Annotated in this window: 8 protein-coding genes and 3 tRNA genes; all 11 read right to left on the minus strand. The window is 44.3% G+C overall.

Annotation, left to right across the window (positions count from 1 at the left end; all coding sequences use genetic code 11):
- Nucleotides 1-44: 44 nt before the first annotated feature.
- The 11 genes from ABD943_RS02265 to uvrC all read right to left on the minus strand — a co-directional run bounded on the left by ABD943_RS02265 (nucleotide 45) and on the right by uvrC (nucleotide 18,323).
- Nucleotides 45-3,515, minus strand: a complete 3,471-nt coding sequence (locus ABD943_RS02265; protein WP_345291573.1) for a S8 family serine peptidase — start codon at nucleotides 3,513-3,515, stop codon at nucleotides 45-47.
- Between the two features lie 261 nt (nucleotides 3,516-3,776).
- Nucleotides 3,777-5,996, minus strand: a complete 2,220-nt coding sequence (locus tag ABD943_RS02270; RefSeq protein ID WP_345291574.1) for a tetratricopeptide repeat protein — start codon at nucleotides 5,994-5,996, stop codon at nucleotides 3,777-3,779.
- Between the two features lie 41 nt (nucleotides 5,997-6,037).
- The gene (locus ABD943_RS02275; protein WP_345291575.1) at nucleotides 6,038-6,754 is read right to left on the minus strand and encodes a response regulator transcription factor; all 717 of its coding nucleotides are present in this window, start codon (nucleotides 6,752-6,754) and stop codon (nucleotides 6,038-6,040) included.
- A 159-nt stretch (nucleotides 6,755-6,913) separates the two neighbouring features.
- Nucleotides 6,914-10,627 carry a S8 family serine peptidase gene (locus ABD943_RS02280; RefSeq protein WP_345291576.1) on the minus strand — a complete coding sequence of 1,238 codons (3,714 nt, stop codon included), beginning with the start codon at nucleotides 10,625-10,627 and terminating at the stop codon, nucleotides 6,914-6,916.
- Between the two features lie 365 nt (nucleotides 10,628-10,992).
- Entirely contained in the window at nucleotides 10,993-12,768 is a 1,776-nt protein-coding gene (locus ABD943_RS02285) for a sensor domain-containing diguanylate cyclase (RefSeq protein ID WP_345291577.1), read from the minus strand.
- Nucleotides 12,769-12,879: 111 nt separating this feature from the next.
- Nucleotides 12,880-15,078: a lipoxygenase family protein gene (locus ABD943_RS02290; protein ID WP_345291578.1), complete on the minus strand. Its 2,199-nt coding sequence runs from the start codon at nucleotides 15,076-15,078 to the stop codon at nucleotides 12,880-12,882.
- A 291-nt stretch (nucleotides 15,079-15,369) separates the two neighbouring features.
- Nucleotides 15,370-15,456: transfer RNA gene (locus tag ABD943_RS02295), tRNA-Leu, on the minus strand.
- Nucleotides 15,457-15,483: 27 nt separating this feature from the next.
- Nucleotides 15,484-15,557, minus strand: a tRNA-Cys gene (locus ABD943_RS02300).
- A gap of 61 nt (nucleotides 15,558-15,618) precedes the next feature.
- Nucleotides 15,619-15,694: transfer RNA gene (locus ABD943_RS02305), tRNA-Gly, on the minus strand.
- A gap of 151 nt (nucleotides 15,695-15,845) precedes the next feature.
- Complete coding sequence (gene pgsA, locus ABD943_RS02310; RefSeq protein WP_345291579.1) at nucleotides 15,846-16,412, minus strand: CDP-diacylglycerol--glycerol-3-phosphate 3-phosphatidyltransferase; 567 nt, start codon at nucleotides 16,410-16,412, stop codon at nucleotides 15,846-15,848.
- 75 nt (nucleotides 16,413-16,487) lie between these two features.
- The gene (gene uvrC / locus ABD943_RS02315; RefSeq protein ID WP_345291580.1) at nucleotides 16,488-18,323 is read right to left on the minus strand and encodes an excinuclease ABC subunit UvrC; all 1,836 of its coding nucleotides are present in this window, start codon (nucleotides 18,321-18,323) and stop codon (nucleotides 16,488-16,490) included.
- Between the last annotated feature and the right edge of the window lie 11 nt (nucleotides 18,324-18,334).

Below are 18,334 nucleotides of genomic sequence, written 5' to 3' on the forward strand. Positions count from 1 at the left end.
TTTCAAGGCTGGGGCCAAAAGTATAGAAGTAGGAAAGTTAGCTTCTATTTATCATTTCCCAGTGACTTACCTTTACCGCGTTTCTGCTCCTCCGTTGGCTCAATAGTAATTACCACTGAACATATAGTTGAACCTTGCTCACAAACTTGGTAAGTAAAACTCGTTGCATTAGAGTTAAAGCGGTCAGTGTAGGAGCCATTGTTACTTGCTTCTCTAACCTTTACCCCGTCACGATAAACATCCACTTTTGATGTTTTACCACCTGACCAAGTTAGATCTGCAGTGACTTTGCCATTGCGAGTTGTTGCACTTGCTGACAAGTTGATCGCGGCAGTCACCGATACTGACTTGTTCACGGAGTGTGTAGCGCCTTGATCATCAGTTACTGTTAAACTAACCGAATAAGTGCCTGGCGCAGCATAGCTATGAGCTGGGCTAGCTAAGCTTGAACTTATGCCGTCACCAAAATCCCAATTCCAAGTAACTACAGAACCATCTATATCTCCACTTGCGTCAGTAAACTGAACATTTAGGTGGTTTGCTACAAAGTTAAAGTCAGCCAAAGGTGCTTCATTTACAGGCGCAGCGTTAACGACTATGCCTACTTGAGCAGAGCCGGAGACTGACTGTGAGTCATTCACTTGCGCTGTGATATTATGAGTACCAGCGCTCAAAACTGATGTAGTAAATGAAGAACCACTACCGATAACTCCATCAAGAGATGATATCCAAGTAATGTTATTGCTCAAGTCACCATCTTCTGCGTCACTTGCATTTGCAGAGAATGTTACTGCATCACCTTCTACATAGTTACTACCACCGGTTGGCGATGTAATAGATACTGCGGGTGCTTCATTTGCAGGAGGCGTAACAATATCACCGTTGCTCATTGAGATTACCCAGCTGTTTAACACCGCATTGTTATCAAAACTAGAACTATCCATGACTTCAAGTGACCATTCGCCATAAGAGCTTTCACCAACAAACTCAACAGGCATATAAGTTTTTACCAAGTTGGTGTCACTGTAGCCTTCAAAGTTGTGTAAGATAACGCTTGTACCAGCTGGTGAAGTCAGCTTCACACGCAAGTCGCCAATCCAATCAAACTGAATGTCCACTGAGACTTCAAAATTATCGATAACTAAGCCATCTGTCGCGTTAATGATGCTAGTTTCAGTGCTATTCTCAAAGCTCAATGGTGTAGTATTGCTATAACTTACAGTAGTATTGCTAGCAACAACCGATACATCAAATGTTTGCTCTTGAGTTTGTCCAGCAGAGTCTGTAGCGCTGACCGTGATCTGGTGTGTGCCAGCGCTTAGAGAACTCGTAGTTACTGTTGGACCATGACCGATCAAGCCATCAATTGATGAGTTCCAAGAAATGCTTGAGCTTACATCACCATCTTCTGGATCAGTTGCCTGAGCATCAAAAGTCACCGGTTCATTAACTAAAAATGACGAACCGTTGTTTGGGCTGTTAACCGTAATACTCGGCAAGAAGTCAAACTCTCCGTTAAAAGAACCTGTAACATCAATTGACCAGTTATTTAAAGTACCGGTATCAGCTCCAGCATTATCTGAAACATTGAGAATCCAATCGCCTTGAGCGTTCTCAAACTCAAATTTAGACATATCAAAAGAAGCGACGATATTATCAGTGTTCCCGCCTGCTCGTTCATGCATGATTTCTGTTGTTCCAGCAGGAGAAGTTAGACTGACAATTAAGTCACCAATATAAGTGTGATCAATATTGACGTTCGTCACAACGTTAGTGATGGTAATGTCGTCTGCAACTGTAATCGTGCTTGAAACACCTGTCGCATTGTTATCAGGAATAGCAACTGCCTGATTATTGCTGTAGTTGTTAGTCAAAGTACCTGCAGGCATTACTTTCAATGTGACATCGGTACTTTTACTCAAGCTTCCATCTTCAGCAGTAACAGTAATGGTGTAGTTACCAGGCGCTGCACTTGAGTTCGTATCAACCGTCATTGCTGTCGTACCACCGGGACCAACTTGTGATGGAGAAAAGCTAATAAAGCCGTCTAAAACTGGAGAAGCAGAAGCAGTCATGGTGGCAGTACCATTATAACCAGCCACAGCATTCAAAGTTAGGTTATAGATTGCAACTTGGCCTTGATTCACTGTGTTTGAGTATGGCGTACTTCCTAGGTAATAGGTTGGACCGCCACCTCCAGCCATGTTCATCGCATTTTCAACGTTTAAACGGCGACCTGATACTGTTAAACCATCAAGTGCTGGGATTGGATCACCTGACGTCATTAAGATTTCTTTTACCTGGGCTGTTGTTAAGCTCGGGTTTGCTGCAAGAATTAGCGCAGCCGCGCCAGCAACATGTGGTGTTGCCATTGAAGTGCCGCTAAAGATACCATAACGGTTACCTGGCAAAGTAGATAAGATAGAAGAGCCCGGTGCACCCATATCAACAGTAGTAGCTCCCCACTGGGAGAAACTCGACATATCATCATTAATCGTCGTTGAGGCAATCGCCAAAACATTAGGTACGTCATAGTTTGAAGGGAAGTTATCAGTTATGTCGTTATCACGAGCACTATTACCCGCTGCTGCAACAAAAATCATATCTGCGTTATTAGCAGCTGTTATCGCGTCTTTCATCGTCTGAGAGAAGCCACCACCACCCCAAGAGTTGTTTAATACACGAACATTAGTACCACGATTTTTTAGATCGACCATGTAATTAATACATTCAACGCCATCAGCCAATGTACCGCCATTTTGTCCTAAAAAGCTACAACCAACCATATCAGTCTGCCAGTTCACACCAACAACACCTTCTCCGTTATTACCGGTAGCGCCGACAGTTCCAGCAACATGCGTGCCGTGCTCACCAGTATCCATTGGATCGCCATTATCATTAATAGCTGAGATGCCATGAACATCATCAATGTAACCATTGCCATCATCATCAAGGTTGTTACCTGGAATTTCATTGGGGTTAACCCACATATTTCCGGCTAAATCGGGATGTGTATAATCAATGCCCGTATCAATAACGCCAACAACAATACTCTTGTCACCAACGCCCATATCCCAAGCTAAATCAGCTTTAGTTTTGTGCATACCCCAAAGTTCACCATAGCGTGTGTCATTTGGCGTTGCTAATGGCTTTAAAATATAGTTAAGTTCTGCATACTCAACATCTGCATTATGCTTTAACTGTTCGACGTAGGTTTTTGGATCCGCCCCTTTTGGTAGCTTTAACTGTGCGAGACGTCCCTTAGCAATATGACGATATCGGTCATCTACCCCGTCATTGTTTTTGTCTTTAAAACTTGCTCCAAATGACTTACTTAATTGCTTACGGTTATCTTTACCAACATTCGATTTAAATTTCACAATAATCGAACTTGGATCATACTCAGGCAATTTTTTACCTTTTGCATTATCTGCTGCATTAGCATCAACACTCAATCCAGTGATAAGTGTTGTCGAAAGCAAGGCGGCAAAAACCTTGTTTGGCTTAAATTTCATTAGTTACTCCTCGCATTAGCGATTTATTACCCCATCGAGATCAATGTATATTTATTTATACATTTGTAACTAATAAAACACATTTGCATGCATTTGTAAAATATATTTAATATTTAAACATACAAAAGATGAGCTTTTTTAATTAATTAACCACTAGTGTATTTTCGGGAAAAGTAGGCATATATTAATTATTTCAATAAGATAGAGTGGTTCTTGAGGTGTACCAAAGGCTGCTATGATTTGTATTAAAAAAAATACACTTTATTTGCGGGGCCAGCTTAATATAAAGCTCGAACCGCCCAGGTGACTGTCTGAGATCGTTACTTTTGCGCCATATAGCTGAGCTAATCGCTGGACAATGGCTAGGCCTAGCCCCGTGCCTCCGGTGGTTCGAGCACGACTTGGATCAAGCCGCACAAAGGGTTCAAAAACTTTAGCCCTGTCCTTTTTCGGAATGCCAGTCCCATCATCATCAACTTGAATGCTCAAATCCTTAGGCGAGCTGCTGTAACTGATCCGTACTGTTGATTGGCTGTAATGCATCGCATTGCTAAGCAAGTTACTTAAAATCCAACTTATGTGCTTTCTAGGTAGGTCGAACTGTTGCTCCCCGTTGCTACCAACCAGTTCTACGGACTTATCCGGATGAAAAGACTGGTACGAATGGATTTGCTCTCGAATCAAATCATCAAGCAGAGTCGGTTCTAATGGCTCCAGTTCTTTCAGGCTCTCCATTTTAAGCAACTCAATAATTTCTTTGAGTAAAGAGTCGAGCTGCGAGGTTCCTTTATGGATGCTGTCAAAGAGTTTTTTATCATTGGGATTATCGCTCTCTTCTAGCATATCTACTGCAAATTGAACCTTAGCAAGCGGAGCACGGAATTCATGCGCCACAGCCTGCATAAGCCCTCTTTGGATATCGAGGTGATTTGATAAAGCCTTATTAACCTTTCGTTGACTGAAACGTCCGTAGAGCAGCAGTGCAACCACCAGCGCTAATAACAAGGTAGCGATCCACACATTTCTCTCAAACCTTTGCTGCTCTATCTTGGCTTTTTGTAGCGCTTTATCACGCTCCAGTAATTCTATTTGCTGGGCTTGCTTTTCAGCTTCATATAAACTTTGAAGTTGAGCCAGCTTATCACTATTATTCTGGCTGAAAATTTCATCATTAATCGTTTTATATTTTTTAAACGCGATTAGAGCTCTTTGAAAATCATTTCTTGCTGTGTAAATTCGTGATAGTAACTCTTGCGCCGAACTTTGCTTAGCCTTTTCTTTAAGCTCTATGGCTAACTCAAAAGCACTTCTGGCCTGCACTAGCGCTTTATCTAGCTCACCTTCAAGAAGATATATTTCAGCCTGGTCAAAATAGGCCTGTGCTCTAAGTGAGCGTAAACCCAACTGTTCAATTTTTTGGAAAGCTAGATCAAGATAATGCTGCGCTTCCACTGGGTTCTTTTGCGAAATGTTGAGTTCAGCAATTGCAATAAGAACATGGCTAGCAATTGCCTGGTCATCAGCTTGCTGAGCATAATCTAGTGCTTTTTGAAAGTTCACTCGAGCTTGCTCATACTGCTTTTGATGATGATAGGTTAACCCAGTTGCGTTAAGCGTTTGAGCGATAGCCCTTTTATCGCCGAGCGGAGAAAAAATCTTGATAGAACGTGAGTAGTACTCATGAGCTTCTTCATAATTTCCAATATGATCATAAGTAATGCCAATATTAAGCAATATTTCAGCAATCCCAGGTGGGTCTTTTAACTCTTCTCTGATTCTTAAAACTTCAAGCTGTACCTCGAGAGCATCACTATAGTTACTTTGGGCCGAGTGAATACCGGCTATGTTATTCATAGCAATTGAAAGCTTAGCCTTATTACCTTCTGCTTCGTGCAATAACCGAGCTTGATTGAAGTATTGAAATGCTTTAGGGCTATCTCCGCGCTCAATATAAATTAAGCCAATGTTGTTTAAAGTAGTCGCCTTTCCACTAACATCAACCAGGCTTTCAGTTACCTCAAGTGCGCGAAAGTAAAAGGTTAATGCCTCGTCATAACGACCTTGTCGCCAGTAAAGCAGTCCTGCAATATTTAGCGGTACGATTAATGCTTTTTCGTCACTAACTTCTTCAGCGATAGCAACGCCCTTTTCTGCCAGAGCTACCCCAGACTCGTAATCGCCTAATATCATGTGCGACCACCCCATATTCGAAAGGATTAAAATTTCTTGCTCACTGTCGGGGTGCTTTTTGAGCAGCTCTAAAGCTTGCTGCCCGTAGTTAAGGGTTTCTTGAGGCTGATGGTTTCGGTTGTTCACCGATAGCTGGAGCAAAATATCAATTCTCTCTGGCGGAGAAGCTTGCTCGAGTGCGGATAAGAGTTGTTGCTCAGTGTAATCGTCATAATTCGCTTCACTGGATTCTGAGGCAGCGTACAAAGCGCTCGAAAAAGACAGGACAAAACAGCATAGCATCAGCCACATGAAGAGGCTCCGTTGAATGCGATGTCTGCAAGCTTGTTTCATTATTGTATTGCCAGCTGATAGCCTTTACCTCGAATCGTCTTAATTAAACTGGGCACGCGCGGATCATCTCCTATCTTGCGCCTCAAGTGAGAAATTCGCAAATCAATGGTCCGAGTAGAGCTATCGTAACCCATGTCTTTAAAAGCTTCTGAAATATAATCACGAGTCACCACATCACCCGCATTCTCGACCAAAATCCACAGCAGCTCGAACTCTGACGTCGTAAGCTCCAACGCTTTATCATGAATTGATGCGCTACGAGACACTTTATCTATGGTTAAGCCATTTACCTGCAATCGGTAATCATGCCCCGACTCTTCTGTCTCATCCTGGTACTTTGATAACAAGTTATAACGACGCAGTAGCGCTCTAACTCTGGCCAATAATACTCGTGAACGAACGGGCTTCGCCAAATAATCATCAGCACCAATCTCTAAACCAGTGACTTCATCGACATCATCCTCTAAAGCCGTCAGCATTAATATCGGCCCATGATAATCGTTGCGTACCTCACGGCAGACAGACAAACCATCAAGATCGGGCAGCATGACATCAAGTACTACAAGCTTAGGTTGCTCCTCAATAATTCGTTGAACGGCATCAGCACCATTAGCCACCGACTTCACCTGAAAGCCATTTTTTTCTAAAAATGCCTCCAGTAGCTCGGTCAGCTCAGTGTCATCATCAACAATTAATATCCAATCATTCAGTTTCATATAGCCTTCTGCGTTTATCCTAAACTCTCAGAATTGTATCATAATGTATAAATTAGCGTTCAACAAAATACAATCTTCACAAAAGTAGAATCATTCTGATCAATAAAAAAGGCGACCATTGGCCGCCTTTTTGTTAAGTGAGTTGAGTCTGTGCTTGTATTACTTCAGTAAGTAAGCACGAACCATGGTTTGATCAACGGTAGCACCGTTTTGACCCGACATAATCACTCGTAAGTGGACATACTGCCCTGCTTCAGCATCGTTAGGAATAGTCACAGACCAGTCATCGCCATTTTGTTCAGCGTCAACTGACTGCCACTCAATGCGTGGCCAGTAAATGTTTTGCTGAGTACCATAACCATACTCAACATGAACCGATGATAATGGCACACTACCCAAACCATCGATTAGACCTTCGATAGACAAAGTTGTCGGTTGACCAGCAGCGACCGCGTTATCCAAGTCTAGCGGAGCATCAATGCTTGGCACGATTAAAGGCTGTGCACCCTGCATAGAGCTATCAGTCATAAACTCCCAAGTAGTAACATGCGATACACCAATACGCTGGTTTGCAAGACCACGGTCAGCCATTCGCGTAAAGCCTGAGTCGATAGTAACCAAAGCTGGTGACTCAGGAAGCACAATCATGCCGTGGGCTTTCGGTGACACTCTCTGACCATTAACTTTAATGCTGCTCAAAATACGGTCACGTAAAGTACCTGAGCCGACACTATCGTGTCCAGCAGCGTCACCAAAGTGTGGAATACTGACTTTGATATCGTTGTTAAAACGATTGACCAGAACCGAACCATTGGTCAGCTGGCTTGAGCCGAAAGGACCTTTGTACCAAGTCGTTTCTTCAGTATGGCCTTTGCTATAGACAAGTGGGCCTTCAAAAGTACCACCACCATTGGTGTGGATAGGCATCACTTTATTGGTCCAGCCGAATGTCTCTGGCGTGAAATACTCCACACGCTCAAGAGGCGCTCTCACCGTTTGAGACGTACCTGTTGAATAGAAGCCTGCAGCTCCAGGAACGTGCGCATAAACGTCTGCATAGATTGAACGCTCATCACCTTGTGAGAAGTATTGAGACGTTACTTTCGCTAAGTCGCTATCGCTCACTTTAACGGTTCCAGATTGTATTTTTCCGCTTGAGTGATGCCCTAAAGAGTAAGCGTAAGGCGAGTTCTCTGGTGCAGTGCCAGACCAGTTAATCTCGAGAGGACCTTGGGCAAGTTCTTGATGCAACATCTGACCCACATCTGACGATACGGTAAGCACCGGGAAGTCGTAATAAACAGCGTTAGGGTTGTGACGTCCCACAGAGTTCGGGAAGTTCGCAATCAAACCTGATACACCAGCATTACGAGCGTAAACCATCTGCTGACCTAAAATCACATCGACATCAATCAACGCAATCTTGCCTTCAACATCAACTTCGCTAAACGCTTGGTGGCTACCGTTACCGGCATAAACCACTTCGAGACTACCTTCGCCGTTAAACATGCGCGCAAGACTTGGTAAGAAGTAAGGAACCGAAGTACCGTTACTGGTAGTTAGCACTGGCGGCGGTGTTGTCGCTCGAGTGGTCGCATAAAAGTCAAAGTTCTCATCGTGACCGTGTGACCAACCGTACATTGATTCCACATACTGAGGCGCTAAATCAAAGATCGCAGCTTTCAGTCTATCGTTGGCACTCATGTCATAAGTAAAACCACCGCTGAAACCTTGCATATCGATTGGCTGGTCAGTTTTAAACTCGATTTCACTCGCTTTACGCGCGTCTAAAACTATTTCCGTTGAACCATCAACCTTACGATCCAAGTCTGCTAAGAATGACACTGACTCAACCAACCCTTGGTTAGTTTCCTCGTCACGCGTCATGACGCTTGAAACAATGGTGTAATCGCCTGATGGCACACTTATACGCAACTCACCACCACTAAGGCCAAAGCGATTAACACGCTGATCTTCGTGATTCAAAATGGTCACTGTCGATGGTGAATCCGCTGGATTACCGAAGCGATCGAAGGCCGTAATGGTCAATAACGAGCGAGGCTCTTCTAGCCATACCGATACTGGCACAGTAACCTGATCACCTTTATTCGACGTACCGATCAGACGACCAGTAATCGTACCGTAAGCACTGTTATTGACCGCTGCCGAGGTGTCGATAGTCACAGGCACATCCACCGAACCGCGCGCCGGAACCACCACTTTATGCGTCGCTAACTTCATCAGTTTCGCTGGAACATTGGTCTGACCGTCATCACCAATCATCTTAAGCTTGAGATGAAGCGTAACGTCTTGTTCGCCAAGGTTGCTCAGAGTGACATATTTCTCAACCACATCGTAATTATGCGGGTAGTAGAAGTCACCTAAGCTTAGATTAGCATGACCAATGATATTCTGTTGAATCGCACGCGACACGTCCATAGGACCTGCGCCCTGCTCCATGATAGGAGCATCGGTATCGCTTACCGAAGAGGTCATAACAGCTTTTAATTCATCCGGTGATAACGTTGGGTTAGCCTGCAACACTAGCGCAGCCCCACCTGAAACATGCGGTGTCGCCATCGAAGTACCTGATAATAGTCGGTACTCGTTACCACTGATCCCGCCTGCTGATGCTGAAACCACGTCAACACCTTGTGATACGATATCCGGTTTAGCCGTTTTACCATCAATCGAAGGGCCGCGGCTTGAGAATTCAGCCGTATTGCCATCACGATCAATCGCGCCGACTGTTAACGCTTTTGGAGAGCAGCCTGGCGTTGAAACCGTTTGACGAACGTAACTATTACCAGCAGCTACCACAAATAATGCTTGGTCACTTAAAGCTTCGAGCATATCGACTGCCGGGCCCACACAATCAGAGCCACCGCTAGCACCCAGCGACATGCTGACAATATCTGCGCCATTTTCAACAGCCCAAGTCATGCCCTGTAAAATTCCGCTGGTAGAGCCTGAGCCATTATCGCCAAGAACCTTACCTACCAACAATTTCGCGCCGGGTGCAACACCGGTGTAAACGCCGTCAGAAGCAACACCAGTACCGGCAATAGAGCCTGCTACGTGAGTACCGTGACCATCGAAGTCGTGACCTTCAGAACCCCATACAAACGACTGAACGCCGACAACTTGACCGGTTAAATCTGGATGCTCGAAATCATACCCCGTATCCAGTACTGCTACCGTTACGCCAGTGCCATCAAATCCGGCTTGATACGCTGATAAAGCGCCAGTTAAAGGAACGGTAGCTGAAGGCAAACCCAAGTCCATAGACTCGTACACTTTGTCCAACCACACTGATTTAATACGACTGTCACTGGTTAATTCGTTATAAGAAGCGATGATCTCTTCTTTACCCACCGTCAAACTGGCGCTATCGATAACGTCAAAACGGTGCGTCATGCGAGAACCTGAAACCTGAACAGGGGCAACGCCATCTTGATACTCAACAATAATCGACAAATCCTCAGAGCGCTCGTCGTCATAACCGCTTTGATACAATCTTGTTAGGTTAAAGAGTTCTTTATCCAACTTTCCAGCATCAACCAAAGGTTGAGCCTCAGCAGGTATCACGTAAAGGTTTGACCCAACTTGCAAAGTGCTGGTAATGACTTCTGAGCCATCAGCTTTGGTTAAACGAGCACCCAACATCTCACCACGGCTATTCACGGTAGCATGCGCTACGTCACCCGTGATCAATGTAAAAGTCAGCGCTTTAGCACCAACGGTGGCGTCGACTTTATTGACCGGCTCACCATTTGGACCGCTATGGACGACTGCTTGCGAACTTGCCGAATAACTCATCGATACAGCTAAGGTTACCGCGGTAACACTAGGCAAAAACGATTTGAATTTCATAAACTATACCTACTCTCACTTGAAATCTGATTGGATGAGCCAATATCTTTAGCGTTAAAACCAGCGGCGATTCTGTTTCTTTTATTGTATGAACCTAGTGCTTGTCGATGACTAAAGGTGTGACACTCACCTCATGACTTATGGAAAAACTCTAAAACCTTCTGCTAATTTTTTTAATGAATCAGCATTAGCTTTTCTCATCTCAAGTAAAGTAGCACGGAGCAAGAATTTAAAACTATCGGGGAAACCCTGATATTTGGTCGCCAGAAGTGCTGGATGTGAAATCGGTGTAAAAATACTGGACAAACTGGAAGGGTTTAGCCTTTTAGCACTAAGCTAGGAGCTTACTGGTAAAATGCGATGGTTTAGAAGTGAGTCTGATTCCGCCCTTTACGCTTTGCGGTATAAAGAGCTTCATCGGCAGCGCTCATTAAGCTATCAAGACTTTGGTTGGCGTACCAGGATGCCATACCAATCGAAATCGTGACATTAATGGTATGCCCTTGGACTTTAACCGTTTTTGCTTCAACCGCGGCTCTTAATCGCTCGACCATTTGCAAAGCAGTTTGCTCATTCTCAGCTTCTACTATCACTGAAAACTCCTCCCCGCCCAATCGAGAGACTAAATCAACGTTGCGTACGTTTTCCAGCAACGTATCAGACACGGCTTTTAACACGAAATCGCCAACATTGTGGCCATAAGTATCGTTAACCTTTTTAAAGTGATCAACGTCAATAATGGCCAAATATAAAGACTTATCGATATTTTGGGCCGCCAGTTCAATATGTTGATTGGCAATTTCGATAAAGGCCCTGCGGTTCGTCAGTTGAGTCAAAATATCAATTCGTGCATCCTGCTCCGCCTGTTGTTTAGCCAGCTTCAACTGTTTTGTCTTTTCATCGACCTGACGCTTTAACTCTTCTGCGGCTTTTTCAAGATGTCGACGATAGCGACGCTCGACATCGACTTTTTCTTTTTGAAGATCGCGGAAGCGTAAGTACATGATGGTAGAAAGCAAGAAAATTTCGATAAAACCACCGTAAAAAATTAACCACTTTGCCACGGAAGAGTCGACGATATAACCTCTTAATCGAGCGGATGCCAGCACCATCCCCATGATGAAGACAATCCAGCTACTGGTAAATAGTAGCGAATGCGGGACACCTTTTTTATGGGAATAGAGCCCGATTGGAATTAACGCAAAGTAACCGATTGCGGTGTAATCAATGATGATTCTTGAAAGATAAGGATAACCGGCTAAGTTCAATATCAAGCCAACTAGGCAAATGCCGACGACTGCGGTCATCATCTTGTGAACTAAGGGCATGTGTTCTTTTGTTTTCAGGAAGTACTGAACAAAGACAATAGCCGCCATCTGGCACAAGCTTATCTGTAGCACAACCATCCGTAACTCATAACTCTCTGTGGCAATTAAATACGGCCATAAACCACCGAATGCCGCGAAAAGAGATGCTGCGGAAAAGGCAAACACCGAGTAATAGAGGAATACCTTATCCTTACTGGAAAAATATATCAGCAAGGTCGCAATCCCCATGAAGATCTCCACACAGAGCAGAATGCTCATTAAGATCAGTTCTACGTGAGTCGATTTATAGAATGGCTTTTCGTGCCAGATCAGCATTTCGGTGAAAGAATGCATTGGAAAGTCGTCACCGGGAAACATTCTCAAGTAAACATCAACGGTATCTGACGCAGGAGCCTCTAAGGCAAAAGCCGGACGGTAAAACGACACCGGTCTTGTGGCGCTGGGGTTGCTGTAGGTGAAATTCTGATGGTTATATTCGAGCTCAGAGGACGACTTGTAATAGACGTCTAACGTTTTGATAGCGGGATCAATGTATTCCAAAATAAAGCGTTTGGCTTCGTCCTCAGAGTTCTTAAACTGGAGCTTCATCCAGATAACATGCTCAGTGAAGCCGCGGTTGTTGCGCTTTGATTCTGGCGCTTGCCAGCGATCGGACTGAAGCGCCTCCTCAAGAGTTACTTCACGACTACTATCGTAAAAATAGTAAAAGTCCGTTCCCGTTGACTGCCCCTGTTGAATAACTGCTAAGTCGATCGCTTGTGGAGGAGGAATATCATCTTTTGCATAGAGGCCGGGCGTGCTAAAGCCTAACACCAGCAGCCCTAATGCTAGTGTTATCAGTTTTTGACTATTTGCTATTATATTTTTTAAACCCAAGCCAAATATGCCTAAAACATCCCCAATAATTGGCTATATTAGCCTGATTTATATACTTATGCTATTCGGAATCAGCGATGGCAGCTGGCACAAGTAAGGAAACGGTCGCTGTTCATTACGCTTGTGCACTCGTATCTCAATCTCCTTAAGTGCAAACTGGAACTCAGACACCACGCGTCTAACACGAGGATCTGCAAAATACGGTTGTCTAGGATTATCGCTGTAGTACCCCAATACATCGTACTGCACCTCTGTCAGCAAATAACCAAAAGAAGCCTGATATAAGGCCACGTCTAATGGTGGCAACCAGTCCAAAAATGACTCCTCAGTCAGCTCTTGCGCCTTAGTCGGAGCTGGCTGGTAAATCGAGCCTGTAACACTCGGTATGTACGACATTAATGGATACTGAGCATAATTCACGGCGGCATGCTGCGCACTCGCGGTATAGATAATCAATGCAACGACTTCGACTAAATACGCAAAGTCGTCAATCGCATAGGGCTTATCAGGCTCACCCGTTTCCACTAATCCGTCCATGCCTTTAATGGCGGCATACTTCGGGTTAACCATTTCGTTAATCCAGTTTTGCAACTCATAATCTTCTTTGACATGAATATTGCGTTCGTCATCAGTGCTGCCCTGATAATAAAGCTCCAAATAATCACGCACATATTGCTTAATCGCCGCCCACAGCTCTAGAGTATCTTCTCTAAAGGGGAAGCTTGGTAGACGCTTGTCTGATACGCCACGCTGCTCAAACAACACCTCTGGATTTTGCTTGTCAAAGCGCCATTTTTCATGAGCCTTTACGATGAGTTCACCGCTGCTTTGGATACTCGTTGACAGTACCGAGGCTACAACACCGCCCGGCACGATTAAGCTATGGATCGCGCCATTGTTAATATCTAATGTGAATCGAAAGTGCGGCTTTAAAAGCACCATCAAAGGGTGCGTTTGCGCCAGCTGACGATTCGCCGCCACCACCATCGGCTCAATCACCAAGTGACACGCCCCCAAGTGGGCAACGGTTTCATGCTGTATCGCGCAGGTGTTTTGCACAATCAGTTTAGCAATCTGCCACTTAACACCATTCTCATCGTTAGCATTAGCGCAATCGTTCGGCGTAAAAATTGGCGTTTTATTCTCATCAAATGACTGCCCGAGCTGTATTGCGATTGGCTGCAATGCTCCACCCGTCGGAAACCCTTTTGGAGGGTTTGGATTCCAGTAAAACACCGCAATCGGTGCTGCTGGGTAACGTTTTAGATCATGCAGCTCACTTCCCTCTAGTCCTTCAAACTGCTCATAATCACAAACATAAAGTAAGCCGTCTTGAGTTGCCTGCTCGAGACTCAAGGAGCTATCTCCAGTTACTGACTGGAGTATTTTATCGCTAAGCGGCATCTTCGCCTGTAACTCAGTCAATGATACAGACTCTGTGGCTTGAGACGTATTAGTACTCACCGCCTTTAGGTTTGTGGTGTTAAACCCTCCTATTTGACAGTAACCAAAATACCAATCTTGTTGCGTAATATCATGCGTCGAGTCAATCTCAGGATCCTTGATCATCCAAGGCTTCTGCTCCAACTGTAAGTTTTCTGGAGCCCCAAGATCACTCAATAAGTTGGCATAATCTTTAATACTTTTAGCTTTTAAATAGTCCCGGCCATTACCGGAATCCAGCATGTCATAAAGCGTATTTTTTAGGAAAGCCGTAAAACCTTCTGTCTCAAACTGTTTGAAAATTTTGCCGAAGCCTTCCACCATATGCAGCAAATCTTCGGGGAGTCTTGCGACAGCTTTAATCACACTCTCAAGCTCTTTGGGTACTTTCGATAAAGCATGCAGTAGCTCTTTAATATCCTCAACTTCCGTCACAATCTTTAATGGATTTGAACTTTTCTTATCCTGCTTTAACTTCTCGTAGGCGACTTCCACCGCCTTAACCGACGACAAAGCCGCTGACGGTAAGTCATCCTGTAACTCTTTCTTTAACAGCCCGATCACCACGTCTTTAAAGTTTTCAATAAGTGGTAGAAACACCTGCAAAACCTTAGCTTCGTACGCAGGCGTGAAGGCTTCACCTTTTGGCAAGTCCGCTGAGATAGGGATCGGCTCCAAATAACTAAACATATAGTTATAGGATGTTTTCGCAAGTGACGTATCGAAGGCACGCTGTTTCTGTTGTTCAGGCGAATCGTTTTGCGGCAGAACCGGTACCGGAGCTTTAGGTGTCGAGTTGAGCATAATAAAGGCTTATAGAAATTATGGTTTTAGTATCTGATTGATTTTAATGAGGATAGTAGATTTTGCAATGCAATTTTGCATTCACAGCTATGATTTTTAGATATTATTTAGATTTAGCAAATAAGCCAAAATCTAAAACTAGAAAAGTAACGCATGAAGTAAAGAGGATTTGATAAAGCGAGGGGATACACTTAAACGAAAAAAAGCCTTGTTATCACAAGGCTTTTAGATTCTCTACAGACTATATTTAACAGACTATAACTAACAGGCTATCTATAAAGCAATAAAGAATGGTGCCCAGGGCCGGAATCGAACCGGCACGGTGTCGCCACCGAGGGATTTTAAGTCCCTTGCGTCTACCAATTTCGCCACCTGGGCAGATGACTGATATTCAGAGAAAGTTAATGGAGGCTGAGGCCGGAGTCGAACCGACGTCCACGGATTTGCAATCCGCTGTATAGCCACTCTACCACTCAGCCAAAACCGACTTCTCTGATATAAAAAACCTCGGACTAATTTAGCACCGAGGTTTTAAGAATTTGGAGCGGGAAACGAGATTCGAACTCGCGACCCCAACCTTGGCAAGGTTGTGCTCTACCAGCTGAGCTATTCCCGCGTCGTTTTGATGGCGTGCATTTTACTGTGAAATCTGATTGTGTCAACAACAAAACCCACTTTTTTTCGCACTTTTCTTACGATTGATTAAGGCTTAAACAAAACGTCGTTTTTTCGACCAAAATCAAGGTGCTATCCGTAAGAGAGCATTATTATCCGTCATTCTTCTCGCTTGTCAAGTAAGGCCAAGCCGCCTTTAAGTAAACCAACATCGACCAAAGCGTTAGTAGCGCGGCAATCCACATGAAGACGTAGCCGAATGCTTTTGGAAGCCCAAAAATTGCTGGTGAAGCGATTAATAATAAGAAAATTGCTAAGAGTTGGCACATGGTCTTTATTTTGCCAATAACAGAGACACCAACCACAGCACGACTACCCAGCTCAGCCATCCACTCTCTCAGCGCAGACACCGTGATTTCCCGACCGATGATGATCATGCCGGGTATGGCTAACCATGGAGAGCCTTCACGAGCAATCAATAGGATCAACGTAATAGCGACCATCAACTTATCAGCAACTGGGTCAAGAAAAGCACCAAAGGGAGACTCAATATCCAATTTACGGGCTAAAAAGCCATCCAACCAATCAGTCCAAGCCGCCGTACAGAAGATCGCCAATGTGATCCAACGTGCCGCCACGCCATCAATAAAGAAGAAAATCACGAACAGTGGTATTAAGAGTATTCTAAAAAAGGTGATGATGTTGGGTATGTTCCACATACAGTTCCCAGTGTCTTAGTCTTAAGGCGCTTTTTAATGGAGGTTATTGTACCCTAAGAAATTATAAAAATGTTGCTAACTATGTAAATAATCGTAGATTTTCTGAGCGATGGCTAGACTAATCCCAGGCGCTTTCGCAATATCTCTGGCACTGGCCTTTTCAATCTCCTGCCACCCACCAAAATGGCGCAATAAAGACTGTCGACGTTTCGCTCCTACCCCCGGTATTTCCTCCAGCAAGGACTTAGTCCCAGACTTTTTACGCTGATGTCGGTGCTTGGTAATGGCAAAACGGTGTGACTCATCACGGATATGCTGAATAAAATGTAGCGCTTTCGAGTCCTCATCCAGCAGCAAAGGCCGATGTTGACCGGGAAACCACACTTGCTCCATGCCGACTCGTCGATCGGAGCCTTTGGAGACACCAATTAAAGGCACGTTTGTGATGTCCAGTTGGTTAAACACATCCTCAGCTTTCGCTAACTGCCCTTTACCACCATCAACGATCACTAAGTCAGGAAGTGACTTTTCTTCGTTTTTAAGGCGCTTGTAACGACGAGTTAAGACCTGTTCCATCGCCGCATAATCATCACCGGGCTCGATACCTGAAATGTTAAAAATTCGATAGTCAGACTTTTTCGGCCCATTGTCATCAAACACCACACAGGAGCCAACCGTTTGATTTCCTTGTGTGTGGCTGATATCAAAGCATTCGACATGCTTCGGCATTGACTCTAACTGCAAGGCTTTTTGCAGTTCAAGCAAACGTTTTGTGAAGTTCGACTTACTGTTCAGTCTAGCCCGCAGTGAGTGCTGAGCATTTTTATTCGCGAAGTCCTGCCACTCTTTGGTTTGCCCGCGGCTAGCTATTTTCAGCGTCACCTTCGACTGCTTGTGCTGTGTTAATGCTTCGCTAATAGCTTTAGCATCCTCAGGCAGTTTTTCCATGAATACTTGCTTCGGCACTTCGGCGCCTGACAAATAATAGAAACTCAAGAATGAGCTGACAATTTCATCCAAGTCACTGTGCTTAGGAATTTTTGGATAATAGGTTTTGTTACCAACGATCATGCCATTACGAATAAACACCAACAAAATACAGCAAGTACCGGAAGCATAAGCAACCCCAACTACGTCCAAGTCTGATGCTGTGCCGCTAATCACCTGCTGCTGCATAACGTGGCGCATTTGTTGGATCTGATCTCGATAACGTGCCGCCAGCTCAAACTCGAGACTTTCACTCGCTTTATCCATCTTTTTTTGCAGACGACCGATCACTTGATCGCTTTTGCCTTTATAGAACAAGCGAACGTTATCAACGTCCTTGGCGTAATCTTCTTTAGAAATATAATCAACGCATGGCGCCGTACAGCGTTTAATTTGATACTGCAAACAAGGACGCGAACGGTTGGCAAAATAACTATCTTCACATTGGCGAATCTGAAACACCTTCTGAATAAGCGACAGGCTTTGTCGTACTGCTGAAGTGCTCGGAAATGGCCCAAAGTATTCGCCCTTCTCTTTTTTGGCGCCTCGATGATAGCTTAGTCGAGGAAAATCTCCCGACGAAAGAAAGACAAAAGGATAGGATTTATCATCTCGGAAAATTACGTTAAAACGCGGTTTATACTTCTTGATCAGGTTGTTTTCTAGGAGTAACGCTTCTGTCTCCGTTTCGGTGACAGTGGTATGGATATCCTCTATGTATGTTACTAATAATTCAGTTTTGGGAGAAAGGTGCTGCTTGGTAAAGTAACTTTTAACACGATTATTCAGATTTTTGGCTTTACCCACATAAATGGTTTCACCCGCTTTATCCAGCATCTGATACACGCCGGGCTTTTTGCTAAGGTGAGCAAGAATTTGCTTAATATGAGGTTTGGTAGCGCCTTTGGTGTCTTTGTCAGACATGCTGCAATTAA

The sequence above is a fragment of the Kangiella marina genome, from assembly GCF_039541235.1.
Taxonomy (GTDB): Bacteria; Pseudomonadota; Gammaproteobacteria; order Enterobacterales; family Kangiellaceae; genus Kangiella; species Kangiella marina.

Coding starts and splice junctions, on each gene's coding strand:
- ABD943_RS02265 (WP_345291573.1), bottom strand. CDS start 3,515: ATGAAATTTAAGCCAAACAAGGTTTTTGCCGCCTTGCTTTCGACAACA.
- ABD943_RS02270 (WP_345291574.1), bottom strand. CDS start 5,996: ATGTGGCTGATGCTATGCTGTTTTGTCCTGTCTTTTTCGAGCGCTTTG.
- ABD943_RS02275 (WP_345291575.1), bottom strand. CDS start 6,754: ATGAAACTGAATGATTGGATATTAATTGTTGATGATGACACTGAGCTG.
- ABD943_RS02280 (WP_345291576.1), bottom strand. CDS start 10,627: ATGAAATTCAAATCGTTTTTGCCTAGTGTTACCGCGGTAACCTTAGCT.
- ABD943_RS02290 (WP_345291578.1), bottom strand. CDS start 15,078: ATGCTCAACTCGACACCTAAAGCTCCGGTACCGGTTCTGCCGCAAAAC.
- pgsA (WP_345291579.1), bottom strand. CDS start 16,412: ATGTGGAACATACCCAACATCATCACCTTTTTTAGAATACTCTTAATA.
- uvrC (WP_345291580.1), bottom strand. CDS start 18,323: ATGTCTGACAAAGACACCAAAGGCGCTACCAAACCTCATATTAAGCAA.